Origin of the sequence: Gordonibacter pamelaeae, assembly GCF_003340385.1 — a bacterium.
Taxonomy (GTDB): Bacteria; Actinomycetota; Coriobacteriia; order Coriobacteriales; family Eggerthellaceae; genus Gordonibacter; species Gordonibacter pamelaeae.
On sequence record NZ_PPTS01000003.1, the window covers coordinates 338,622 to 362,552 of the forward strand.

Consider the following 23,931-nt stretch of genomic DNA (forward strand, 5'->3'; position numbering starts at 1 on the left):
TGTTTCCCGTGATGCAAGCGACGGGAGAATCGGAGGGGCCATGGCATCGACGATGTACGGCTACGCGCGGGTGAGCTCGCGCGAGCAGAATCTGGACAGGCAGTTGGACGCGCTGCGCGCATTCGGCGTAGAGGACGGGGCGGTGTACGCCGACAAGGCGAGCGGCAAGGACTTCGAACGGCCCGCGTGGCATCGGCTGATGGGCGAGCTGCGGCCGGGCGACGTGCTGGCAGTTAAGAGCATCGACCGGCTGGGACGCGACTATGCCGAGATCTTGGACGTATGGCGCGACGTCACGAAGGCGCGCGGCGTGTTTGTCGTGGTGCTCGACATGCCGGTATTGGACACGCGCGAGGAGCGCGACGGCATAACGGGGGTGCTGATAGCGGACATCGTGCTGCAGCTTCTAAGCTACGTTGCCCAAATCGAGCGTGAGAACATAAGGCAGCGGCAGGCCGAGGGCATAGCGGCCGCCAAAGCCCGCGGGGTGAGCTTCGGGCGTCCGAGGAAGAAGCGCCCTGCGAACTACCAGGAGACGCGGGAGGCCTTCTGGGGTGGACGCATAACGCGGAAAGAGGCCGCCGCGCGCTGCAACATACGAACATCGCTCAAAAAGCTTGGGTTGGGGCCATTGGGAGCGATATCGTGACGGAAGGGGCGTAGTTCATCAGGGTACTAGGGCGAGCGAATCTTGGAAACACATTTTCTATGATAACAGAATGTTGAGACCATGCTGCTATGCATGTCCCTATACTACGACAAAGAGAAACTCCAATATAACTATAGCCGATTACTGGGGACTAAGCGGCACAGAAAACCAGGCCTTTAAAGATAGGTTGGGTGTCTCGCTCGTTTTGGCGAACAATTCTGAGGGGCTTGAATATTTGCGTTGCTGCAATGTGGATTTACGCGCATCGTCGCTTGATGAGGCGCTGTCAGGCAATCCGATGCTCTCGCATCCTTCGAGCTTTTCAGGATGTCGCAAGAATTTATGGGAACAGTTTTATTCGCATGGCTATGAGTCATTCTTGAAGAATGCCGGTTTTATCGAAGACCCTTTGCGTCATTTTTCGCATATGGCAAAGTTGCACGTTAAGCGTTTGCTGAGAAAAGCTTGAGAAGGGTGATTGATTTGAAGCGTTGTTTTGCGAAGCCAGACAACTCAATTTATTCGTATCGCGACGGTTCGCCATTGATCGTTGCCGAAGGATATCATCCGCATACATCGACGAGGTTCAAGAACTGGATGAAGGCCTTGCCGACCGCGCGGAAGACGTTGCCAGAGTTGTATTCGCGACGCCATGAGTGCTGCGGCTGTACAGCATGCGTGTTCGAATGTCCAAAAAAAAGCGATATCGATGGAAGTCGACGAAGAAGGTTTTCTGTATCCGGTTATCGATGCTATCCGTTGCATCGGATGCGGCCGCTGTCTCAAAATCTGTACGTTCAAGTTGCGAATAAAAACAGCCATCGATAATTGAGACTGATTCAGCCGTACCGAAAGAATCGATCGGCGCCCTCCCTCGAAGTGCTTCAAAGCTTAAACCTAAGTACTTTATGACAGCCTGTTAACCTCTTTGCAGGTTGAGGAGTTATCTCTGTTTGCGACCGCCTTGGTCGAGGAAAGGCGATTCGCATAGGGGATGAGGTCGATGGCGCGCAGAAGCAGGATAGGCGGCGAGTGCCGTTTATGGCGACATTGTGAGCAAACCAGACAGTTGGATAAAATTGTTAAAAGCAGGTACTTCTGAGAGTGCAAGGAGGAGTGCCCAATTTCTTGCGAATGAAAAGCGCCCAGGCCTCGGGGGAGGCGCGGGCGCTCGTGGTTTCTTTGGCGGAGATGCGTGCGAATCGAACACACCCGAGACGTTCTGCGCGCCTCACAACGGCTTTGAAGGCCGCGGGGCCCACCAGGACCCATCCATCTCCAAGAGCAAAAGAACAACGTTGACTATAATAAGACAAAACGGCCGAAAACGCTGCAAAATGCAAAAAAATCGGCATCTTGCCGGAAGGGGGCCGTTTCCGAAGGGGCCTGCCGCAAACAGGCTTCCTTCCCGACCGGGCCGAGATGGCTAGTGCGTTGTCTCAGCGGGGGGAACTCGCACAGAAATCACCGATTATTGCGGATTCGCGGGCGCAACATGCTGCCGTTGTGCAGATCCGGACGTTTGCGTCTGGCGTTTTCCCTGATGGTGAAATGATGGGTGCCCGATTTGCCGATCGAGGGCCGACGATGCGTAGAAAACCGGTAATTACTGTGCAGAAAGGCCGGTGGGGCGAGGCTCCCCGCAGGGAACCAGGCCCCCCGTAGGGAATCCGGGCGGCATTCGCCCTCAGGCCCCGCGACGGAGTGCGGCGCCGTCGCGGGGCCTGAGGCGGGGCAGGGCTTACGCGCGCTTGGGGCCCAGCACGCGCAGGTCGCCGTCGCGGCGCGTGACGCCCTGGGCGTCGAAGTGCTCCAGCAGCGGAATGGCGTACTTGCGCGTGGTTCCCATGGCGTCGCGCAGCTCGGCAGCCGTGGCGCCCCCCTGGGCGCGCAGCAGCGCGACGGCCGCCTGCTCGAGCGTCTCGTAGGCGCTCGCGTCGAAGGCGAGCTCGCCGCTCACGCGCCGGATGCGCCCGGCCTTCTCGAGCGCGCCGAGCGCGCGGTGCGCCACGGACGCGTCGACACCCGCCTGGGCTGCGAGCTCCGACACGACGGGCGGGGCGGCCTGGGCCGCCCCGAGGACGGCTGCAAGCGCCTCGGCCGCCTGCTCCTCGAGCTTGCGCGCGCCGCCGCCGGCGCGCGGGTGGCCGATGAGGCCGCCGTCCACCACCACGCGCCCGTCCGCGCGGGCGCGCTCCACAAGCGCGTCGACGCATGCGCCCGTGAGCGCGCCGGGGAGCCGCGCGGCGAGCGCTCCCTTCGAGATGCCCGTGGCCGCCGGCTGCTCGGCGTGGAAGCGCAGGAGCGCGTTCTCCAGCGCGCTGTCCAGCTTCTGCAGCAAGGCGCGCTCCGCGAAGTGCGCGCCCGCCCCGTCGCCCAGGCGCACGAGGCCCTGCTTGCAGCGCTCCTCGAGGCGCCGCTTGGCCGCCGCGGCCGAGATGCCCGCCGCCGCGGCCAGCACGTCGGCCGTGACGGGCGCCGCGGCAAGCGCGAGCGCCGCGTCGCAGGCGCCGTCCTCGTCGCCGGCGCGCAAGACGTTGAGTAGCGCCTTCTCGCCAGGCTTCAGGTTCGTGCGCCGGCGCGGGTGCGCGTGCAGCACCTGGCCGCCGCCCACCACGTGCGCGGGCGTGAGCGAGCGCACGACGAAGCGGTCGCCGCGCGACGCCGGCAGCGGCTCGTCCAGGCGGATCTGGGCATAGGCGCCCTCGCGGGCACCGAGCGCCGCGCGTCCGTCCATGAGCAGCACGCGTCCCGGCACCTCGGTGGTGCCGTGGGCCACGCGCACGCGCGTGCCTGTCTCCAACGCCTCCGGCGCGCCGGGCGCCCCCAGGTACGTGAGCCAGGCGTCGAAGCGGTCGGTGGGCTCCACCGAGCCGGGCTGCGCAAGCAGCATGCCGGGGCGCACCTCCCCGGTGTCCACGCCCGCCAGGTTGAGGGCCACGCGGTTGCCGGCCTCGGCGCGCTCGACCGGCTGGCCGTGGATCTGTGTGGAGCGCACGCGCGCCCGCGTGCCGCCGGGCAGCACCTCCAGCTCGTCGCCCGGTGCCACCTGCCCGCTCCAGAGCGTCCCCGTGACCACGGTGCCCGAGCCCTTGATGGTGAACGCGCGGTCTACGGGCAGGCGTGCCGCCGAGCCGTCCTTCGCACGCACGAGGCCGTGCGCAGCGGCAGCCAGCGCGGCGCGCAGCTCGTCCAGGCCCTCGCCCGTGCGCGCCGACACCGGCACGACGGCCGCGTCGGCGTACGGGCCGCCCGCCAGGCGCCCGCGCACCTCGTCGGCCATGAACGCGGCCCATTCCGCGTCCACCAGGTCGCGCTTCGTGAGGGCCACCACGCAGCGCGCGATGCCCAGAAGCTCCAGCACGGCCAGGTGCTCCTCGGTCTGCGGCATGACGCCGTCGTCGGCCGCTATGCACAGGAGCGCCAGGTCGATGCCTGTGGAGCCCGCGATCATCTGGCGCACGAAGCGCTCGTGGCCCGGCACGTCCACCACGCCGAGCGCGCTGCCGTCCGGCAGCTCCAGCTGCGCGAACCCGAGCTCGATGGTGATGCCGCGGCGCTTCTCCTCGGCCAGGCGGTCGGGGTCCTCCCCGGTGAGAGCCTGCACGAGCGTGGACTTGCCGTGGTCGATGTGGCCCGCCGTGCCCAGCACGACGCGGCGCCCGCCCGCGGCGGCGCTCATGCGCCCGCTCCCGCCGAGCCCAATCCCTCGAAGTAGGCGCTCACCGCGTCGGCAACCTCGGCGATGTCGTCCTCCCCGATGGTGCGCGCGTCCAGGAGCACGGCCTCGTGCTTGATGCGGCCGATGACGGGCACTGCGCGCTTCGACACGAGGAAGGCCTCGCAGCCCTGCGCATCGCCCTGCTCGAAGGCGATGCTCGCCGCGAACGTGGGGATGTCGCACAGCGGCAGCGCGCCGCCGCCGGCCCGCGCCACCTCGGGGACCACCTCGATGCGCGCGCAGCCTGCGGGCACGGCGCTGCGCAGCGCATCGGCCAGGCGCTCGGCGCGCACGCGCACGGCGTCGTCGGGTTCCGAGAGCATGCGCAGCGTGGGGATGGAGGCGAGCGCCCGCTCGGGGTCCAGGTACAGGCGCAGCGTGGCCTCGAGCGCGGCCAGCGTCATCTTGTCCAGGCGCATCGCGCGCGCGAGCGGGTTCTTCTTCAGGCGGCCGATAAGCTGCCTCGACCCCACCACAATGCCCGCCTGCGGCCCGCCGAGCAGCTTGTCGCCGGAGAACGACACCAGGTCGCATCCCCCGCGCAGCGACTCGGCCACGGTGGGTTCGGCATGCGCGCCGAAGCAGGCCAGGTTGATGAACGCGCCCGATCCCTGGTCCTCGTACACCAGCACGTCGCCCTCCGCGCCCGCGGCGCGCCGGCGCTCGTTCTCCGCGTCGGCCAGCGCGCGCAGCTCGCGCATGCCCACCTGCTCCGAGAAGCCGACGATGCGGTAGTTGGAAGGGTGCACCTTCAGCAGCATGGCCGTTTCGGGCGTGAGGGCCCGCTCGTAGTCGGCCGCGTGCGTCTTGTTCGTGGCGCCCACCTCTACCATGCGGGCGCGCGAGAACGCCATGATGTCGGGGATGCGGAACGACCCGCCTATCTCCACGAGCTCGCCGCGCGACACCACGGCCTCGCGCCCCTGGGCAAACTCGGCCAGCACCATGACCACGGCTGCCGCGTTGTTGTTCACGGCGATGGCGGCCTCGGCGCCGGTGAGCGCGCAGAGCAGGCCCTCCACGTGGTCGTGGCGGCTTCCGCGGGCCATCGCGTCCGTGTCGTACTCCAGCGTGGAGTAGCCCCGCGCCGCCTCCGTCACGGCGTGCACGGCCTCGTCGGCCAGCGGGCTGCGCCCCAGGTTCGTGTGCACTACCACGCCCGTGGCGTTCACCACGCGCCGCAGCGAGGGGCGCAGGCAGGCCAGCGCCCGGGCGCACGCGTCGTCGGCGAGGGCACCCCCGTCGACCGGGGCCCGGCTCCCGTCCAGGATGGCGCCGCGCACGGCGTCGACGGCATCGCGCACGCAGTCGGCCAGGATGTCGTGCGGCAGCAGCGGCGCCAGCGCGCTCACCTGGGGGGAGCGCAGCACCTCCTCCACGGGGGGCAGGGATCGTAGCAAGTCGCGGGCGGGCGTGGGTGCCATGGGATGCCTTTCTCGATAAGCGGGCCGGATGCTTGGTTTCCCGAGCAGTATACCAATGTCGGGCCGGGCCGCCGGCCCGAAACGGCGGCGTGCGGCGAATCCCCGCAGGGCGGGGAGGGGAGGGGAAGGGCGCATGCGTTAAAGGAATTGGAAGAAGGGAAGGAAGACGGTGGGAATTTATCCGGCGAAGCCGCCCGGAATCTGCGATAATGACACGTTTGCGGGCCGCAACGCCCGCCGAACGCGCTCCGGCGGGCGTTGCGCACAGTAAGGGAAAGCAGGGAGAAGGGGATTCGACGTGGCGGCGATGCAAGAAGGCGCGGGGCTCGGGCTGGAAGCCCTTTCGCCCACCGAGGTGGAAAAGCGGGTCGAGGACGCTGCGTGCGCGAAGGCGGCCCTGCCGACAGGCAGGTGCTTCGTCTCGGCGATGCTCGCCGGGGCGTTCGTCGCGTTCGGCGGCATGTTCTTCTGTCTGTTCCTCTCCGATGCTACGCTGCCCTTCGCCGTGCAGCGGCTCGTGGGCGGCGTGTGCTTCTGCCTGGGCCTCGTGCTCGTGCTCTGCTGCGGCGCCGAGCTGTTCACCGGCAACGTGCTCATGGTGTGCTCGAGGGCCTCGGGCCGCGTGCCGTGGCGCGCGGTGCTGGGAAACTGGGGCCTGGTGTGGCTGGGGAACCTGGCCGGCTCGCTTCTGGCCATGGCGCTCGTGCTGCTGGCGAACGTGCAGGGCATGAACGGCGGCGAGGTGGGCGCGACGTTCGTGTCGGTGGCCGCCGCCAAGGCGTCGCTCGGCCCCGTGGAACTGTTCTTCAAGGCCGTCATGTGCAACGCGCTGGTGTGCCTGGCGGTGTGGATAGGGTTCGCGTCGCGCACGGTGACGGACAAGGTCGTGGGCATTCTGCTGCCCATCGCCGCCTTCGTGGCGTGCGGCTTCGAGCACTGCGTGGCGAACATGTTCTTCCTCTCCACGGGCCTTGCGTTGAACGTTCTGGGCGGCGTGGGGGCCGCCGGGGCCGTGGCGCTGGGCGGTGCGGCGGCGAACCTCGTGCTGGCCACGCTCGGCAACGTGGCGGGCGGCGCCCTGGTGGGGCTCGCGTACTGGTACGCCTACCGGGGCAAGGAAGCGCGCTAGGGGATAGCCGTGCCCGTCTGGCGCAGGAGCCCCTCGCGCTTGGCCGTGCGCTTGCGGGTGGCGTTCCGGACATCTGCGAGGGCGGTTCGGCGTTCCATGGAATGCTTCTCTCTCGATCTGGCGATATCGCCAATCCGGCCGTCTTCTGCAGCCCGCTTCGCCTCGCTTCGCGACGGCGTGCGGCGCGGGCTCCGAGCGCCGGTGGTCGGCGGTTCCCCAGGTTCGGGCAATGCCCTGCTGGCGGGCATGCGGCCCTGCAAGATGGGGTAGGAGGTCGAGCTACGGTAATGGATTCGCAATTTTTCCCGATATATTACCGAACCTCGGGATCTCCCGTCCGAAAGCTCTCGCCCGATGCCCGATATCCGGCTTTTCGCGCTGATTTAGGCGATTATCTCACCTTAAAAGGGGGTTTCGGAACCCTCGTCGTTCGCCACGGTAATATATCGAGAATTTTCTTCGATTCCATTACCGTATCCGAAGAGACAGGGCGATGCGGGCGGGCGTCGCCGCGCGATCGCCGGCTTGCACGGCGCCGTGCCGCTCGGGATGCGCGGCGATCCGTTGCGGACCCGGGGAACCGCCGATCGACGCTCCTGCCGCGCGCGCTTCGCAGGGCGGGCGCCCCGTGCCTGCTGCCGAGTCGGGAGAACGCCGCGATCGAGCGGCAAGCCCGGGGTGCCTGCCCTGCGAAAAAGCCGAATCCGAGAATTAATCAGTGGTTCCCTAGGCGGCGCACCCGGCGCCTTCTGGCGCAAAGGCCCCTGCGTGCGGCTGCATCGCGGCGAGCACGCGCGCCCTCGAGCCGCGGGCCGCCGCCGAGCCCCCGCGCCGCCGACGGCCCGCTCGGGCGACATCTGACCGAGCGGATCATGATCGTCCCGCGCGGGGCGGGCCCCTGCGCTATACTGGTTTCCGACGGCAGCCCGCCCTCCGGACGCGCACCTTCTGCCAAAGGCGCGTCCCCCTTCTGCATCGGGGCCGCATCGCCGTCCACCCACCGCGCTTCAAGGGAAGCCGGCGGGCGCGCCTCTGCCACCGCGCCCGCTTGTTCTGCACCGCCGTTCCCGGCGGCGTTTCCGCCTGCCCGGGCACGGCCCCAACCAGACGAGAAGACAAGACGCAGGCCCCTGCGAGGAGGATTGCCCCTATGACCGACTACCGCCAGATGTGGACCGATTTGGACATGGACCTGGAGACGCACGACCAGCTGTGCGCCGTGCTGCCCGCCGCCTTCGGCGACACGTACCTCTCCCAGGAGAACCGTCCCGAGAACATGGCCTTCTACGACTTCGTGGTATCCGAGATACACGGCGTGCGCCCCGCCGAGCTCATCGAGCTGCAGAAAGAGGGCGGCAAGGTGTTCGGCACGTTCTGCGTGTTCGTGCCCGACGAGGTGGTGGTGGCCTGCGGCGGCGCCGTGACCGGCCTGTGCGGCGGCTCGCAGTTCTGGGTGCCCGAGGGCGAGAAGGTGCTGCCCAGCGACATGTGCCCGCTGGTGAAGGCGTCGCTCGGCGCGCACTTCGGCAAGACCTGCCCCTACTTCAGCGTGGCGGATATGTACGTGGGGGAGACCACGTGCGACGGCAAGAAGAAGGCCTACGAGATACTCGGCGCCGACAAGCGCACCTACGTCATGGACATGCCGCAGATGAAGCGCCCCAAGGACATCGAGAAGTGGACGGGCGAGATCGCCGACTTCGCGCACGAGGTGGAAAGCGTCACCGGGCGCGCGCTCACGCCCGAGGCCCTGGGCGCGGCCATCAGGCTGATCAACGACAAGCGCCGCGCGCTCGCGCGCGTGTTCGAGGCGCGCAAGGCCGAGGGCTGCATACCCATCAGCGGTAAGGATGCCCTGCTCATGATGCAGATCGCCTTCTTCGACGACCCGGCCCGCTGCGCCGAGATGGCGAACAAGCTGGCCGACGAGCTGGAGCAGCGCATCGTCGACGGCGTGAGCGTGTTCCCGGCGGGCACGAAGCGCATCCTGGTCACGGGCACGCCGCTGGCCATCCCAAACTGGAAGCTGCACCATATCATCGAGACGAGCGGCGCGGCCGTGGTGTGCGAGGAGATGTGCACGGGCACGCGCTACTTCGAGAACCTGGTGGACGAGTCCGCCGACACGCTGGAAGGCCAGTTCCAGGCCCTCTCCGAGCGCTACATGAAGAACAACTGCGCCTGCTTCACGCCGAACCCCGGCCGCATCGCCGACGTGGTGCGCATGGCGCGCGAGTACCACGTGGACGGCGTGATCGATGCAAACCTGAAGTTCTGCACGCTCTACGACGTGGAGAAGCCGAGCCTGGCCGCCGCGCTCGAGGCCGAGGGAATCCCCTGCCTGGCGCTGGAAACCGACTACACCGACAACGACGCCGAGCAGCTGCGCACGCGCGTGGGCGCGTTCGTGGAAATGCTGGGGGAGTAGGCCCGTGGAGCCCGTCGGCAACGAGTCCGCCGCCTCCGGGGTGGAAGGCCGGGACGGCGCCACGCAGCCGGAGGCGCCCGTGGACTGCTACGTGCTGTTCCGCAGCCACACCGACGGGCTCGCGCTGTACGGCGCGCTGAAGGGCGCCGGCGTGGGCGCGCGCATCTCGCCCACGCCGCGCGCCGCGCGCGCCGAGTGCGGCATGAGCCTGCTCGTGTCGTGCGACGACGAGGAGCGCATCCGCGCGGTCGCGCGGGGGTGCGGCGCTCACATCGAGGGCGTGGCGCGCCTGCCGCGCCAGATCAAGCCCGACCGGGACCGCTACTGCTGAGGGCGGCGCCTCGTTCGAGCGCCCGGCCCGGCTGCTGCCCGGCCGGGCGCAGGGCGGGGGCCGTGCCCGTGCCGACGGGCGGAGCCGATGCGCGGCGCCGGCGCGGGCGGGTCTTGCCCCTGCGGCGCGAAAACCGCGGCGGGCCGCGGTTCCAGAGGGTTTCAAGGACGGTTCATGGAAAGGAAGGCCATGCATTACGTGGGCATCGACGTGGGGTCCACCGCCACGAAGGTCGCCGTGCTGGACGGGGGCGGCGCGCTCGCGCGCACGCTGCTGTGTCCCACGGGGTTCAGCAGCGTGGACGCCGCGCGGCGCGTGCGCGCCCTCTTGGACGAGGCGGGCATCGACGTGGATACGGTCGCGGTTGTGGCCACCGGCTACGGCCGGGTGGCCGTGCCCTACGCGAACAAGGTGGTCACGGAGATCACCTGCCACGGCCGCGGCGCCGCGCGCCTGTTCGGGCGCGACGGGGTGGTGGTGGACGTGGGCGGCCAGGACACGAAGATCATCGCGCTGGCCAACGGCGTGGTGAAAAAGTTCGTCATGAACGACAAGTGCTCGGCCGGCACGGGGCGCTTCCTGGAGATCATGGCCGACCGCCTGGCGGTGGACCAGGACGAGCTCGCGCGCCTCGCGCGCGCCGGCACCCCCACTGCCATCTCCAGCATGTGCACCGTGTTCGCCGAGTCCGAGGTCATCTCGCTCGTGGGCGCGGGCGAGCCACGGGAGAACATCGCCAACGGCGTCATCGAGTCCGTGGTGGCGCGGGTGGCGGCGCTCGCGGCGCAGATGCCGGGCGGGGCGTACTTCCTCACCGGCGGCCTGTGCGACAACGTCTACGTGGTGGAGCGCCTGGCCGCGCGCCTGGGCAAGCCGGTGGACACCTGCCCCGAAGCCCGCTTCGCCGGCGCCCTGGGCGCGGCGCTCTGCGCGTTGGAGCTGCGGGCGGAGAGGGGCTAGCGGCGTATGGATGCGGCGCTTCCCCGCACGTTCGAGGAGTTCGACGAGGCCCGCAGGCAAGCCTTCGTCAGGGTGATGGACTACAAGCGGACGGGCGGTCGTCTGGTGGGGTACCTCTGCTCCTACACCCCGCTCGAGGTGATCGACGCCGCCGGGGCGGCCGCGGTGGGCCTCTGCGGCACGAGCCCCGAGACCATCCCGGCGGCGGAGGCCGTGCTGCCGGCCAACCTGTGCCCGCTCGTCAAGTCCACCTACGGGTTCGCCCTCTCCGACAAGTGCCCGTTCACGTACTTCTCCGACCTCATCGTGGGCGAGACCACCTGCGACGGCAAGAAGAAGATGTACGAGCTGCTGGGGGAGCTCAAGGACACCTACGTGCTGCACCTGCCGCCGGGCCGCGGCCGGTCTTGGGAGGCCGACGCCTGGCACGAGGAGGTGCGGCTGCTCAAGGAGGAGCTGGAGCGGCGCTTCGACGTGGAGATAACCGACGGCGCCCTGCGCGAGGCGGCGCGGCGGCGCAACCGCCTGCGCCGCGCGGTCGTGGAGGTGCTCGGCCTGCAGCGCCCCTGCCCGCCTGCCCTGGGCAGTACCGAGCTGCTCTCCACGCTGATGGCCGGCTCGTTCAGCCTCGACGTGGAAGCCTACGCCGCCCAGCTGGAGGCGCTCGCGGCCGAGCGGCGCGCCGCCTGCGAGGTGGGGGAGGGCCCCGTGCCTCCGGGCGCGAAGCGCCTCATGGTTACGGGCTGCCCCTTGGGCGGCGTGCTCGACAAGGTGGGGAAGACCATCGAGGAATGCGGCGGGGTGGTCGTGTGCCCCGACGACTGCGCGGGCGAGCGCGCGGCGAGCATGCCCGTTGACGAGGGCGCGCCCGACATCCTGCGCGCCATCGCCGACCGCTACCTGGCCGTCGACTGCTCCGTCATGACGCCGAACGACGCTCGCCTGGAGGGCATCCTGCGAAGGGTCGGCCAGTACCGTGTCGACGGCGTGGTGGAGGTGGTGCTCACGGCCTGCCACACGTTCAACGTGGAGAGCGCGCGCGTGGCTGCGGCGGTGGAGGGGAGCGGCGTGCCGTACCTGAAACTGGAGACCGGCTACTCGCACGGTGACGCCGGCCAGGTGGGGACGCGCATCGCCGCGTTCATTGAGACGCTGTGAGGCCGTCCAGGGGCAGGGCCCGCGAACGCGCAGCCCGGCCCTCGTGGCGTGCCGGGCGGCCTGCAGGTGCCCGGCGCGGCGGCGGGGCGCGCCGGGCCCGCCCGGCGAGCTGTCGGTTCCGTATCGGGCGCGCCGCGCGCGCGGCCGCGGAGGGGGAAACTGGTATGATGCGGTCGATGAAAGGAAGGCTCCTGCCATGATCTACTTCGACAACGCAGCCACCACGCGCGCGAAACCGCCCGAGGTGGCCGAGGCCGTGGCGCGCGCCATCGGGTCGTTCGGCGGCGTGGGGCGCGGCGTGCACGAGGCGTCCATCGACGCCGGCATGGCCGTGTACGACGCACGCGACAAGGTGGCGCGGCTTCTGGGGGCGCCCTCGGCGGCGCGCGTGTCGTTCGCGGCCAACGCCACCATGGCGCTGAACATCGCCATCGCGGGGCTTCTGCCCGACGGCGGCCGCGCCGTGACGACGGCCGCCTCGCACAACTCGGTGCTGCGGCCGCTGCACAAGGCACGCGACGAGCGCGGCTGCACGGTGGGCGTGGCGCCCGTCGGCCCGGACGGCTCGCTCGACCTCGCCGCCTACGGGCGCTTGCTCGAGGGCGGCGCGGACCTCGTGGCTGCCACGCACGCGTCGAACCTCACGGGCGACGTGTACGACGTGGCCCGCATGGCGGCGCTCGCCCACGAGGCCGGCGCGCTGTTCGTGCTCGATGCCGCGCAGACGGCGGGCGCGCTGCCGCTCGACATGGGCGCCCTCGGCGCCGACGTGGTGTGCTTCACCGGCCACAAGGGCCTCTACGGCCCGCAGGGCACGGGCGGCCTCGCGGTGGCGGAGGGCGTGGACGTGCCGCCGCTTCTGGAGGGCGGCTCCGGCACGCACAGCTTCGACGAGCGGCATCCGCGCTTCATGCCCGAGGCGCTGGAGGCCGGCACGCTGAACGCGCACGGCCTGGCGGGCCTGGCGGCCGGCGTGGCCTATTTGGAGCGCACGGGCGTGGACGACGTTGCCGCGCGGCTGCGGGCGCTCACGGGGCGCTTCGAAGCTGGTGCCGCCGCCATGCCCGGCGTGCGCGTGCTGGGCGGGCACGGCGGCATCGACCGGTGCGCCATCGTGGCCGTGGACGTGGCGGGCGCCGACTCGGCCCTCGTGGCCGACCGGCTGTCCAGCGACTTCGGCATCTGCACGCGGGCGGGCGCCCACTGCGCGCCGCTCATGCACCGCGCGCTCGGCGCGGAGGAGCGCGGCGCCGTGCGCTTCAGCTTCTCCAGCTTCACCACGGAAGGCGAGATCGACGAGGGCCTTGCGGCCCTGGAGGCCGTGGCCCGCGCCGTGCGCTGACGGCGGAGGGCCGGCCCGCGCCGCGTCCCGTCGCCGCACCGGGCGAGCCGGCGGCGCGGGATGCCCGGCACGCGGGCGGCTCCGAGTCCTGCGCGGCGCGCTGTGCAGGCTGCGAGAACGGGAAGATGAGACGAAAGGAACCTACCATGAAGATAATCGACGCCTTTGGCATGCAGTGCCCCAAGCCGCTCGTGCTGGCCAAGAAGGAGATCGACGCGGGTTGCCGCGAACTGTCCGTGCAGGTGGACAACGAGACGGCCGTGAAGAACCTCACGCGCCTGGGCGGCAAGACGGGCCTGGCCGTGGCCGTGGACGAGATCGAGGGCGGCTGGCTCGTGTCGTTCTCCGAGGGCGACGGCGTCGCGGCCCCGGCATCCGAGGCGGTCCCTGTTGCCGCGGGCGCGTCGTGCGCGGCGGGCGGCGGGTGCGGCTATGCCGTGTTCGTGGGCAAGGACCACGTGGGCGAGGGCGACGGCGAGCTCGGGCACAACCTCATGAAGATGGCGTTGTACACGCTCTCCGAATCCGACGACGTGCCGGCGTCGCTCCTGTTCATGAACGCGGGCGTGAAGCTTGTGGCCGGCGGCGAGCAGCAGGTGGTCGACAGCGTGCGCGCGCTCGAGGAGAAGGGATGCGAGGTGCTCGTGTGCGGCACGTGCCTGGACTTCTACGGGTGCAAGGACCAGCTGGCCGTGGGCGAGGTGTCCAACATGTACGATATCCTGGGCCGCATGCAGGAGGCGGCCAAGGTCATCACGCTGTAGGGGCCGGCCATGCCCCGCTACCTGCTGGCCTTCGAGTCCACCCATGCGGCCATGGCCGCGAACAAGGCGCTCGCCGCCGCGGCTCCCGCCGTCATCCCCACGCCGCGCGCCATCACCGCGAGCTGCGGCATGACGCTGCGCTTCGAGGCCGAGGGCGCTGCCGAGGCCCGCGCCCTCGCCGCCTCCGTGCCCGAGGCTCGCGGCCTGGCCGCCCTCTACGCCGACGAGGCGGGGGAGTACACGCTGGTCGAGAAGCTGTAGGCGGGCTGTCCCGCCTCATTCGGCGAAGCGGATCGCTCCCGCCTCGCCGGCCTCCACGCGCCCGATGCGCGCGGCCGGCCGTCCGGCGCGCGCCTCGAAGGCGCGCTCGAACGCTCCGGCCGCCTCGGGCGGCACGGCGGCCAGCAGGCCGCCGGAGGTCTGCGGGTCGCAGACCACGGCCAGGCGGTTGTCGTACTCCTCATCGGAGAGCGCGCCCTGCGCCACGTAGCCCTCGGCCTGGTCCATGATGGTGAACAGCCGGTTCGGCCGGCAGTAGGCGCGCGCGTGGTCCCACACGCCCTCGAACAGCGGCAGCGCCCCGAAGTCGAGCGCGGCGGCGCAACCGCTGGCCTCCAACAGCTCGTGCAGGTGCCCGGCCAGCCCGAAGCCGGTCACGTCCGTGGCCGCGTGCACGCCGGATTCCGCGAGCGCGGCGGCGCCGGCGGCGTTCAGCTCCATCATGGACTCCACGGCCGGGCGCAGGCCCGCGTCGTCCACGAGGTCGCACGCGCGCGCGGCCACCATGATGCCGGTGCCCAGCGGCTTGGTCAGGTACAGCGCGTCGCCCGGCAGCGCTCCGGCGTTGCGCACGATGCGGTCGGGGTGCACGGTGCCGAACACGGTCAGGCCGTACTTCGGCTCCGCGTCGTCGATGGTGTGGCCCCCGGCCACGAAGGCGCCCGCTTCGCGCACGGCGTCCGCGCCGCCGCGCAGGATGTCGCCGGCCACGCCCGCGCCCAGCGCGCAGTCGAGCGCCAGCAGGTTCAGCGCCACGTGCGGGGTCGCGCCCATGGCGAACACATCGGAGAGCGCGTTGGCCGCCGCGATGCGCCCGAACTCGTAGGGGTCGTCCACGATGGGCGTGAAGAAGTCCACGGTGAGCACGGCCGCGGAGTCGTCCGAGAGCCGCCACACGGCGGCGTCGTCGCACGTGTTGAAGCCGAGCAGCAGCCGCCCGGCCCCGCCGCCCGCGCCGTCGGCACCGTCCGGCCCGCCTGCGCCCGCCGCGCCGCCGGTGGCGGCGGCAAGCGCGCCCAGTATGTCGTCGAGGTCGCCCGGACCCCACTTGGCCGCTCAACCGCCCTTCGACGTGAGCTTCGTCAACCTGATGCGCTCGATCTCGTCCACGGTGCCTCCTTCCGCATACCGCGCCCCGCCGCCTCGGGCGGGCCTCTTCCGTCGTCGGACAGTATAGCAGCCCGCCGTGCGCCCCCGCGCCGCGCCCGGCAGCGGTCAGCCGCCTGTCACGTGCCCCGTCGGCGGGCAAGCGGCCCGGGGCGCTCTCCGGCTACGCCTTCTCGCTCTCGCGGCCGCGCTTGTCCGGCACGAGGAAGATGAACACGAGCGAGCTCGCCAGCAGCAAAAACGGGTAGAACAGAAACGGTATGATCTGGAACGCCGACACCGCGTAGCCCAGCTCCGCCGCCGCCGATATGGCCACGAGCATCTGCGCGCCGTAGGGGATGATGCCCTGGAACACGCAGGAGAACGTGTCGAGGATCGACGCCGTCTTGCGCCGCGAAATATCGTAGGTCTCGGCCATGTCGGCGGCGATGGGGTTCGCGATGACGATGGCCACGGTGTTGTTGGCGGTGGCGATGTCCATGGCGCCCACGAGCAGGCCCATGCCCAGCTGACCGCCCTTCTTGCTCTTGAACAGGCTCTTGATGCCGTTCAAAAGCGCCGTGAAGCCGCCGTACTCGCGGATGAGCGCGCAGATGGCGCTCACGAGCACGGCCACCATCGTGGTCTCGAACATGCCGGCCGCGCCCGAGCCCATGCTGGCCAGCAGGTCGGTAGCCGCGGTGGCGCCGGTGGCCACCATGATGAGGGAGCCGGAGAGGATGCCCAGCAGGAGCACCACGAACACGTTCACTCCCACGATGCCGCCCACGAGCACGATGAGGTACGGGACGAGCTGGATCAGGTCGTAGTCATGGCTCACGGTGCCGTTGATGTCGGAGCCCAGCGACAGCGCCAGGATGATGGCGAGCGTCGCCAAGGCGGCCGGCACGGCTATCTTGAAGTTCTCGCGGAACTTGTCCTTCATCTGGCAGCCCTGGCCCTGGCACGCCGCGATGGTGGTGTCGGAGATGAACGACAGGTTGTCGCCGAACATCGCGCCGCCCATGACGCTGGCCACGCACAGCGGCAGGTCGAAGCCCGAGGCCGCCGACACCGCCACGGCGATGGGCGTGATGAGCGTGATGGTGCCCACCGACGTTCCCATGGCCAGCGACACGAAGCAGCTCACCACGAACAGCACCAGCACGGAGAACTCCGCGGGGATGACGGAGAGCATGAGGTAGGCCACGCTCTCGGCGCTGTCGCGGCCCACCGTGCCCACGAAGATGCCGGCCGCCATGAAGATGAGCACCATGGTGACGATGGTCTTGTCGCCTATGCTGCGCCCCATGACGGCCAGCTTGTCGTCGAAGGGCAGCTTGCGGTTCTGCACGCACGCCACCAGAAGCGCCACCAGGAATATCACCACGATGGGTATGTTGTAGAAACCCATGGGGATGCCCATCCCGTATTCGAACAATACGCCCAGCCCCAGATACAGCACCAAGAACACCCCGATGGGCAGAAGCGCCTTGACGTTGCCCTTCTCCATTGAACTTCCCCTTCCTTCGAACCAGCAACCCGCCTATTGTAGCGCAATGCGGCGCACGTGCGTCCCCGACCCGCTCATCGACGTTTCGCGCCGCCTGCGTGTTTCCGCTTGCCGTGCAACCGGCTCCCTTTACCTGCACGGTAGGAGCCGCTCGCCCTGGGTTGACTGCCGTTCGCCCTGATGGGAATGGGTTCGTGCGCCGTTCGCCGAAAGGCCTGCAAAGGAGCCGCGGCGTGCAGGGAGGGCCCCGTGCAACCTCTATGGTACGATCGGCGCGCCGGGCGACGAGGGCATTTCCCCGGTGTCACCACCGGGATCACGCAGCGGGGCCGGGCGCCCTCCCATGCCCTCGGGCTCCCCGCCCTGCCGCGCGATCCGCTGCACGTTTCCATAGGACGAGAAGGAAGGAGAGAGAGGACATGAACCTGTCACGCAGGGGCTTCTTCAAAGCCGCCGGTGCTGCGTTCGCCACGTCCATGGCGTTCGAGCTGTCCTCGAAGTCGGAGACGCTCGCCGTAGAGCCGTCCGCCGACTGGAAGCTCGTGAACACCGAGGAGTACACGAACATCTGCTGTTATTGCTCGGGCGGATGCGGCGTGATCTGCTCCACGCGCGACGGCGAGCTCGTGAACATCGAAGGCGACCCCGACCACCCCATCAACGAGGGCGGCCTGTGCCCGAAGGGCGCCACCATGTTCCAGCTGCGCAACGTCGTGGATCCCGAGACGCGCGAGATCATCAAGAACACCAACCGCAAGACCCGCCCGATGGTCCGCCGCCCCGGCGCCTCCGAGTGGGAGGACATCACCTGGGACGACGCCGTCGCCGAGATAGCGCAGTGGGTCAAGAAGACCCGCGACGAGACCTTCGAGACCATGCACGACGGCATCACCGTGAACCGCTGCCACGGCATAGCCAGCCTGGGCGGCAGCCAGCAGAACTCCGAGGAGGAGTACCTCATCAACAAGATGATGAGGTCGCTAGGGGTGATAGCCATCGACAACCAGGCTCGTGTTTGACACAGCCCCACGGTTGCCGGTCTGGCAGCAACATTCGGTCGCGGTTCCATGACGAACCACTATTGCGACATGCAGAACGCCGACGTCATCATGACCATCGGCTCCAACAACGTCGAGAACCATCCCGTGTCGTCGAAGTGGGTGCAGAAGGCCCTCGACCGCGGCGCCACGTGGATCGTCGTCGACCCGCGCTACACCCGCTCGGCCGAGATGGCGGACATCTACTGCCCCATCCGCTCGGGCACCGACATCGCCTTCTACGGCGGCCTGTTCAACTACATCATCGAGCACGACCTGTGGCAGCACGAGTACGTGCTGAACTACACGAATGCCTCCTACCTGCTGGACGAGCAGTACTCCTTCGACGTGAACGAGGGCATCTTCTCCGGCTTCAACGAGGAGACGGCCACCTACGACAACCACTCCTGGCACTACCAGGTCGAGTCCACGAAGACGTGGGACACCTCCGAGGGCGGCGCCTACGCGTGGGCTGCAGCTCCCGGCGTGCCGGAGTTCACGCCCCCGACCGTCGAGGTGCCCAAGCGCGACATGACGCTTCAGGACCCGATGTGCGTGTTCCAGCAGATGAAGAAGCACTACTCCCGCTACGACCTTGACACCGTGTCCAGCGTGTGCGGCATGGACAAGGACCTGCTGGAGAAGGTGTACGCCACCTACGCCTCCACGGGCGCGCCCGACAAGTCCGGCACGATCCTCTACGCCCTCGGCCAGACGCAGCACACCTACGGCGCGCAGAACTGCCGCTCCATGGGCATCCTGCAGCTGCTGCTCGGCAACGTGGGCGTGGCCGGCGGCGGCGTGAACGCGCTGCGCGGCGAACCCAACGTCCAGGGCGCCACCGACATGGGCATGCTCGTGGCGAACCAGCCCGGCTACCTGAACTGGCCCACCGAGTACGGCACGCCGTCTTTGCGCAAGTGGTGCGAGAAGGAGACCTACTCCGACGGCTACTACACCAACAAGCCCAAGTTCGTCGTCTCCGCGCTCAAGGAGTGGTTCGGCGACGCGGCCACGGTGGACAACGACTACGGCTACGACTGGTGGCCGAAGGTGCCGAAGAGCCCCGACTACTCCATCATCGGCTCGTTCGAGCTCATGAGCCAGGGCGTCATCAAGGGCTACTTCAACTGGGGCATGAACCCCTGCCATTCCGCGCCGAACGCGAGCAACGTGCGCAAGGCCATGGCGAACCTCGACTGGCTCGTGGTGGCCGACTGGGTGGAGACGGAGTCCGCCTGCTTCTGGAAGGCGCCGGACATGAATCCGGCCGACATCGACACCACGGTGTACTTCCTGCCGGCCGCGCTCATCTACGAGAAGCCGGGCATCATCCTGAATTCGGGCCGCTGGCTGCAGTGGCGCTACCAGGCCGTCGAGCCGTGGGACGAGGCCAAGCCCGACTACGAGATCTGCGACGTGCTGTGGACGGCCATCGTCGACCTCTACAAGAAGGAGGGCGGCGTCGCGCCCGAACCCATCGTGAACACGAAGTGGGACTACTACGTGGACGGCAAGATCGACCCGCGCCCCGTGGCCTGGGCCCTCAACGGCTACGTGTACGACGGCACCGAGTGCGACACCACCTCGGCGGCCCCGAAGACCGAGCTGCTCTCGTCGTTCGCGAACCTCAAGGCCGACGGCTCCACGGCCTGCGGCATGTGGATCTACACCGGCTTCTGGGCCAACAACGACGCGCCGCTCGACCCGGCCGAGCAGGCCGTCGGCAGCCGCGTGGCCGACGACCCCACGGGCCTCGGCCTGCATCCCAAGTGGTCGTTCGCCTGGCCGCTCAACCGCCGCATCATCTACAACCGCGCCTCGGCCGACATGCAGGGCAAGCCCTGGAACCCGGACCGGGTGCTCGTGGAGTGGACGGGCGAGAAGTGGGTGCAGAACGACGTGGGCGACTTCGTGGCCGTGTCCAACGGCACCCCCGTGCCCCCCAACGACAAGGCGTTCATGATGCTCTGGGAGCAGAACGCGCGCCTGGAGAGCTACGGCATGGGCGACGGGCCCTTGCCCGAGCACTACGAGCCCTTCGAGAGCCCGTCCGACAACCAGATGAACGGCCGGCAGAACTCGCCGTGCGTCCGCTTCGCCGAGTTCGAGTCGGTCAAGCGCGGCGACCGTTCCGAGTTCCCCATCGCGGTGACCACGTACTCCGTCACCGAGCACTGGCAGACCGGCGGCCAGACCCGCACCTGCCCGGCCCTGAACGAGGCCATGCCCCAGCAGTTCGTGGAGATGTCGCTGGAGCTGGCCGAGGAGAAGGGCATCAAGAACGGCGAGAAGGTCCGCGTGCGCAACAACCGCGGCGAGGTCGAGGTCATGGCGCTCGTCACGCCGCGATTCAAGCCGTTCACGGTCAACGGCGAGACGGTGCACCAGGTGGGCATGACGCACCACTTCGGCTGGGCGGGCGAGTACGCCACGGGCGACATCGTCAACGACCTGCCGCCGAACGTGGGCGACCCGAACTGCTGGGTGCCCGAGTACAAGGCGTTCCTCGTCGACATCGAGAAGATCTAGGGAGGTGTTGAATCATGAGTGACAAAGCCATACTGTTCGACACCTCGCGCTGCAGCGCATGCCGCGGCTGCCAGGTGGCCTGCAAATGCTGGAACGATCTGCCCTCGACGCTCGAGAAGAACGGCAACCCCCCCACGGGCTCCTACCAGAGCCCGATGGACCTGAACGGAGACACGCGCATCCTGATCTCCTTCAACGAGGAGGCCGGCGGCAGCAAGGGCGTGAAATGGGCCTTCGGGCGCCGTTCGTGCCAGCACTGCACCGATGCCGCGTGCGCGACCATCTGCCCGGCGGGCGCCATAACCAAGCACGAGGCCACGGGCCTGGTGACGGTGGACGACTCCAAGTGCATCGGCTGCCAGTACTGCTCCACGGCCTGCCCGTTCGACGTGCCGCGCTACCAGGAGGGCCTGCGCACGACGGTGAACAAGTGCACGGGCTGCGTCGACCGCATCGAGCAGGGCCTGGAGCCCGCCTGCGTCACCACGTGCCAGCCGGACGCCCTCGTGTTCGGCGACCGCGACGAGATGATCGCGCTGGCGCACGAGCGCGCCGACTTCCTCAAGGCCCGCGGCTACGAGGACGCGGTGGTCTACGGCGAGGACGAGATGGGCGGTTTGCACGTCATCCAGGTGCTGAAGTACGGCGTGGCCGCGCACGGCCAGGTGGAGAACCCGCAGGCGAACCCGGTGGTGGGCCTCACGCAGATCATGAAGCCGGTCACGGGCGCGGTCACGGGCCTGACGGTGGCGGGCTTGGCGGCCATGTTCGTGCTGGGCATCGGCTACAAGCGCGACAAGCTGGCGTACAACCCCGAGACGGAGGACACGATCTCCGTCGACACCGGCCAGGTCGTCAAGCATGGCGACGGCCAGGACGAGGAGACGGTGATGGAGCATATCACCGAGAACCTCCCGGGCAAGAAGGGAGGCAACTGATGAGCAAGGGACCCGTCATGGTTTCCGCCGAGGAGACCGCCAAGAACAAGGCGTTCATGGAGCAGATGGCGGCAAGCGGCACGGAGCGCTACATCCGCCGCCACTCCAAGCAGGCGCGCTGGACGCACGGCATCACCATCATCGCGTGCATCCTGCTGTGCATCTCCGGCTTGTTCGTGTTCGTTCCGGCCCTGGCGGCCGCGGTGGGCGCGGACACGGTGTTCGCCATCCGCATGTCGCACCGCGTACTGGGCGTCATCTTCGTGCTCGTGCCCTTGATCAGCGCCATCATGGCACCTAAGGGCGTGAAGCACATCTTCAAGAACCTGTTCGACCGGTGGGATTCGGACGACAAGAAGTGGATGATGCTGTTCTTCCCCTATCTGTTCATGGCCAAGTGGATCCACATGCCCGACCAGCGCGAGGTCAAGAGCGGCCAGCGCTTCGCCGACGGCATGCTGTGGTTCTCGGGCGCGCTCATGGGCATCACGGGCGTTTTCCTGCTCCTGGGTACGACGCTGTTCGATTTCGGCGGCGGCGTGTACGGCGTGATGCTGTTCCTGCACGACATCGGCTTTTTGCTGATCGCCGTGTTCGGGCTGGCGCACATCTTCCTGGGTGCGGGCATCTTCCAGCCCTACCGGGGCACGGCCAAGCTGATGTTCGGCGACGGCACGGTCTCCGAGTCCGACGCCCTGTACCACTGGGGCCACTGGGCTCGCCAGGAGATCGCCTCCGGCGAGAACGTGATCGAGAAGAAGGCTTAAGGGAGCTGCTTTTGCGGGGCTGCCGGGGCGGATCGTGCCCCGGCGGCTCCGCTGGCCGTTCGCAGGGGCGCTTGGAGGAGAGCCCCTGCGAACGGCCAGCGCCAAGGGCGCGCCGAGGAAAGGCCTGACAGCGCGGGCGGGTGAAACAACGCCGGCGGCTCGGGCGGCATGGTTCGATGCAACTGACTGACAAGGATACGGCATGAATTTGAAAGCGATCGACGCGGCCTTGGCCGCTTACCGCGAGAAGCTCGACGAGGGCGATGTGGCGCGCCTCGAGTTCTTCCGCAAGCTCTGGGGCGCCCTGGACGAGGCGGCGGCCGATGCGCCCGCCGCGGAGGGCTGGGACGCGCCGCGCGCGGAGGATCTGCGCACCTGGTTCGCGGCGGGCGAGCCGGTGCTCGCGCACGCGCCGGCAACGGTGGGGGCCGCCCCGTTCGCGGCGGCGCTCGAGCGCGCGTCCGCCTGCGCGGCCGCGCACGGCGGCTTCGCCGCGGGCACGGCGGAGGCGCTCGGCCGCACGAGGTGGGACCGCATCGTGGCCGCGAGCCCGCTCGAGCAGGCCGGAAGCGACCCGGCCGCCTACCTGGGGGCGTTGGCCGAGCTGCTGGTGGACGACGGCATGACCGAGGACCAGGCGCGCACGGCCGCGCTCGTGGCCGCGCTCGCGCTGCGCTCTCAGCTGGAGGAACCGGCCCGTGCGGCGGCCCGCGCCCTCGAGCAGGCAGGCTGCGACGCGCCGCATCCCCTTGCGTGCCCGGTATGCGGCGGCGCCCCGGTCGCGGGCCGCGTGGGCGGCGAGAGCTTCACGCAGGGCCGCGGAAAGACGCTCTGGTGCGCGCAGTGCGGCACGTCGTGGGAGGTCGAGCGCGTGCGCTGCGCCCGCTGCGGCACGCAGAACCAGGCGCACCTGCACTACTACAACGTGGAGGGCGACGACGCCCACCGCATCGCCACCTGCGACGAATGCGGCGGCTACCTGCGCACCGTGTACGCGGACGACGCGCTCGCGCCGTTCTCGTTCGAGGTGGAGGACGTGATCATGGCCCGGCTCGACGCCATCGCGGCCGAGCGGGGCTAGGGAAGGGGGGACGCATGGCCGTCATCGAGTACCGGGCAGCGGCGCCGCGCACGACGGCCGAGCGGCCCATCCGCATATTCCTGAACGACGCGCCCGTGGCGGTGAGCCAGGGCAGCCCATACGACCTGGCGGAGCTCGCCGTGGGCTATCTCCTGTCCGAGGGCCTCATCGCCGACCGCGAGCGCTTCGTGGAGGTGACGGCCGACCCGGAGGCGGCGGCCGTGTACGTGGCCAGCGGCGAGCGCGCCGCGGAGGGCTACGTGCCGCTGCACCGGGTGACCTCGGCCGGCTGCGCCCGCTCGGCGCTGCTCGCCGCGGGCGACGGCGTGCCGGCGCCCGCGCGCCTTCGCACGGAGGCGCGCTTCGACGCCGACGCCCTGCTCGCCCAGATGGACGAGCTCTGCGAGCGCAGCCCGCGCCGCAACACCGGCGAGTGCGTGCACGGCTGCGGCCTGGGCGACGGCCGCGCGGGCGGCCTCCTGCTCGTGCGCGAGGACATAGGGCGGCACAACGCCATGGACAAGCTCATCGGCCAGGCGTGGCTCGACCGCGTGGCGGTGGGCGACAAGGCCCTGTTCATCACGGGACGCATCAGCTGCGAGATGGCCCTCAAGGCCCACCGCGCCGGCTGCCCCGTGCTCGTGAGCCGCAAGTCCGCCACCGACGAGGCGGCCCGGCGCGCCGAGGAGCTGGGCGTGACGCTGGTGTCCCACTGCCGCGACGGCTGCCTGCGCGTCCTGTCCTGCCCCGACCGTATCGCGGGGTAGGCTTCGGCGGATGGGGCGCCCGGCA

19 protein-coding genes and 1 tRNA gene are annotated in these 23,931 nt (G+C 69.2%); 15 read left to right on the forward strand and 5 right to left on the reverse strand.

All coding sequences use genetic code 11. From position 1 onward, the window contains the following. The first annotated feature begins 40 nt into the window (after window positions 1–40). Both C1877_RS06515 and C1877_RS16020 read left to right on the forward strand, forming a co-directional pair. Window positions 41–649: a recombinase family protein gene (locus C1877_RS06515; protein WP_015540196.1), complete on the forward strand. Its 609-nt coding sequence runs from the start codon at window positions 41–43 to the stop codon at window positions 647–649. Between the two features lie 709 nt (window positions 650–1,358). Further along, window positions 1,359–1,481 carry a 4Fe-4S binding protein gene (locus tag C1877_RS16020; RefSeq protein WP_197533105.1) on the forward strand — a complete coding sequence of 41 codons (123 nt, stop codon included), beginning with the start codon at window positions 1,359–1,361 and terminating at the stop codon, window positions 1,479–1,481. Between the two features lie 351 nt (window positions 1,482–1,832). Here C1877_RS16020 and C1877_RS15310 read toward each other — a convergent pair. The 3 genes from C1877_RS15310 to selA form a co-directional block, all read right to left on the reverse strand. Beyond that, window positions 1,833–1,929: transfer RNA gene (locus C1877_RS15310), tRNA-Sec, on the reverse strand. A gap of 461 nt (window positions 1,930–2,390) precedes the next feature. Next, entirely contained in the window at window positions 2,391–4,331 is a 1,941-nt protein-coding gene (gene selB, locus C1877_RS06530; RefSeq protein ID WP_114568729.1) for a selenocysteine-specific translation elongation factor, read from the reverse strand. Then, the gene (selA, locus tag C1877_RS06535) at window positions 4,328–5,794 is read right to left on the reverse strand and encodes an L-seryl-tRNA(Sec) selenium transferase (RefSeq protein ID WP_114568730.1); all 1,467 of its coding nucleotides are present in this window, start codon (window positions 5,792–5,794) and stop codon (window positions 4,328–4,330) included. The genes selB and selA overlap by 4 nt, the downstream gene beginning before the upstream one ends. 307 nt (window positions 5,795–6,101) lie before the next feature. Here selA and C1877_RS06540 point away from each other — a divergent pair, with 307 nt between their 5' ends. The 8 genes from C1877_RS06540 to C1877_RS06575 all read left to right on the forward strand — a co-directional run bounded on the left by C1877_RS06540 (window position 6,102) and on the right by C1877_RS06575 (window position 14,167). Further along, window positions 6,102–6,923, forward strand: coding sequence for a formate/nitrite transporter family protein (locus C1877_RS06540; protein WP_114568811.1), 822 nt, complete (start codon window positions 6,102–6,104; stop codon window positions 6,921–6,923). A gap of 1,150 nt (window positions 6,924–8,073) precedes the next feature. Beyond that, window positions 8,074–9,351 carry a double-cubane-cluster-containing anaerobic reductase gene (locus C1877_RS06545; protein WP_015540195.1) on the forward strand — a complete coding sequence of 426 codons (1,278 nt, stop codon included), beginning with the start codon at window positions 8,074–8,076 and terminating at the stop codon, window positions 9,349–9,351. 4 nt (window positions 9,352–9,355) lie between these two features. Continuing rightward, the gene (locus C1877_RS06550; protein WP_227155885.1) at window positions 9,356–9,682 is read left to right on the forward strand and encodes a putative Se/S carrier protein; all 327 of its coding nucleotides are present in this window, start codon (window positions 9,356–9,358) and stop codon (window positions 9,680–9,682) included. Between the two features lie 174 nt (window positions 9,683–9,856). Continuing rightward, the gene (locus C1877_RS06555) at window positions 9,857–10,642 is read left to right on the forward strand and encodes an acyl-CoA dehydratase activase (RefSeq protein ID WP_015540194.1); all 786 of its coding nucleotides are present in this window, start codon (window positions 9,857–9,859) and stop codon (window positions 10,640–10,642) included. A gap of 6 nt (window positions 10,643–10,648) precedes the next feature. Then, the gene (locus tag C1877_RS06560; RefSeq protein ID WP_114568731.1) at window positions 10,649–11,800 is read left to right on the forward strand and encodes a double-cubane-cluster-containing anaerobic reductase; all 1,152 of its coding nucleotides are present in this window, start codon (window positions 10,649–10,651) and stop codon (window positions 11,798–11,800) included. Window positions 11,801–11,996: 196 nt separating this feature from the next. Continuing rightward, window positions 11,997–13,142 carry an aminotransferase class V-fold PLP-dependent enzyme gene (locus tag C1877_RS06565; RefSeq protein WP_114568732.1) on the forward strand — a complete coding sequence of 382 codons (1,146 nt, stop codon included), beginning with the start codon at window positions 11,997–11,999 and terminating at the stop codon, window positions 13,140–13,142. A gap of 146 nt (window positions 13,143–13,288) precedes the next feature. Beyond that, complete coding sequence (gene yedF / locus C1877_RS06570) at window positions 13,289–13,906, forward strand: sulfurtransferase-like selenium metabolism protein YedF (protein ID WP_114568733.1); 618 nt, start codon at window positions 13,289–13,291, stop codon at window positions 13,904–13,906. 9 nt (window positions 13,907–13,915) lie between these two features. Then, window positions 13,916–14,167: a putative Se/S carrier-like protein gene (locus C1877_RS06575; RefSeq protein ID WP_114568734.1), complete on the forward strand. Its 252-nt coding sequence runs from the start codon at window positions 13,916–13,918 to the stop codon at window positions 14,165–14,167. Between the two features lie 15 nt (window positions 14,168–14,182). Here C1877_RS06575 and selD read toward each other — a convergent pair whose 3' ends face one another. Then, window positions 14,183–15,295: a selenide, water dikinase SelD gene (gene selD / locus C1877_RS06580; protein WP_114568735.1), complete on the reverse strand. Its 1,113-nt coding sequence runs from the start codon at window positions 15,293–15,295 to the stop codon at window positions 14,183–14,185. A gap of 160 nt (window positions 15,296–15,455) precedes the next feature. Then, on the reverse strand, window positions 15,456–16,784 hold the full coding sequence (locus C1877_RS06585; RefSeq protein WP_015540420.1) for a Na+/H+ antiporter NhaC family protein: 1,329 nt from the start codon (window positions 16,782–16,784) through the stop codon (window positions 15,456–15,458). A gap of 419 nt (window positions 16,785–17,203) precedes the next feature. Here C1877_RS06585 and C1877_RS06595 point away from each other — a divergent pair, with 419 nt between their 5' ends. From C1877_RS06595 to C1877_RS06615, 5 genes are all read left to right on the forward strand, one after another. Continuing rightward, on the forward strand, window positions 17,204–20,353 hold the full coding sequence (locus C1877_RS06595) for a molybdopterin-dependent oxidoreductase (protein WP_220149902.1): 3,150 nt from the start codon (window positions 17,204–17,206) through the stop codon (window positions 20,351–20,353). Window positions 20,354–20,367: 14 nt separating this feature from the next. Then, window positions 20,368–21,291 carry a 4Fe-4S dicluster domain-containing protein gene (locus C1877_RS06600; protein WP_015540423.1) on the forward strand — a complete coding sequence of 308 codons (924 nt, stop codon included), beginning with the start codon at window positions 20,368–20,370 and terminating at the stop codon, window positions 21,289–21,291. After that, a complete protein-coding gene (locus C1877_RS06605) occupies window positions 21,291–22,058 on the forward strand; it encodes a cytochrome b/b6 domain-containing protein (protein ID WP_015540424.1) in 768 nt (255 codons plus the stop codon). The genes C1877_RS06600 and C1877_RS06605 overlap by 1 nt, the downstream gene beginning before the upstream one ends. 202 nt (window positions 22,059–22,260) lie before the next feature. Next, window positions 22,261–23,139: a formate dehydrogenase accessory protein FdhE gene (locus tag C1877_RS06610; RefSeq protein WP_114568736.1), complete on the forward strand. Its 879-nt coding sequence runs from the start codon at window positions 22,261–22,263 to the stop codon at window positions 23,137–23,139. Window positions 23,140–23,153: 14 nt separating this feature from the next. Then, window positions 23,154–23,906, forward strand: a complete 753-nt coding sequence (locus C1877_RS06615; protein WP_114568737.1) for a formate dehydrogenase accessory sulfurtransferase FdhD — start codon at window positions 23,154–23,156, stop codon at window positions 23,904–23,906. The last annotated feature ends 25 nt before the right edge of the window (window positions 23,907–23,931 follow it).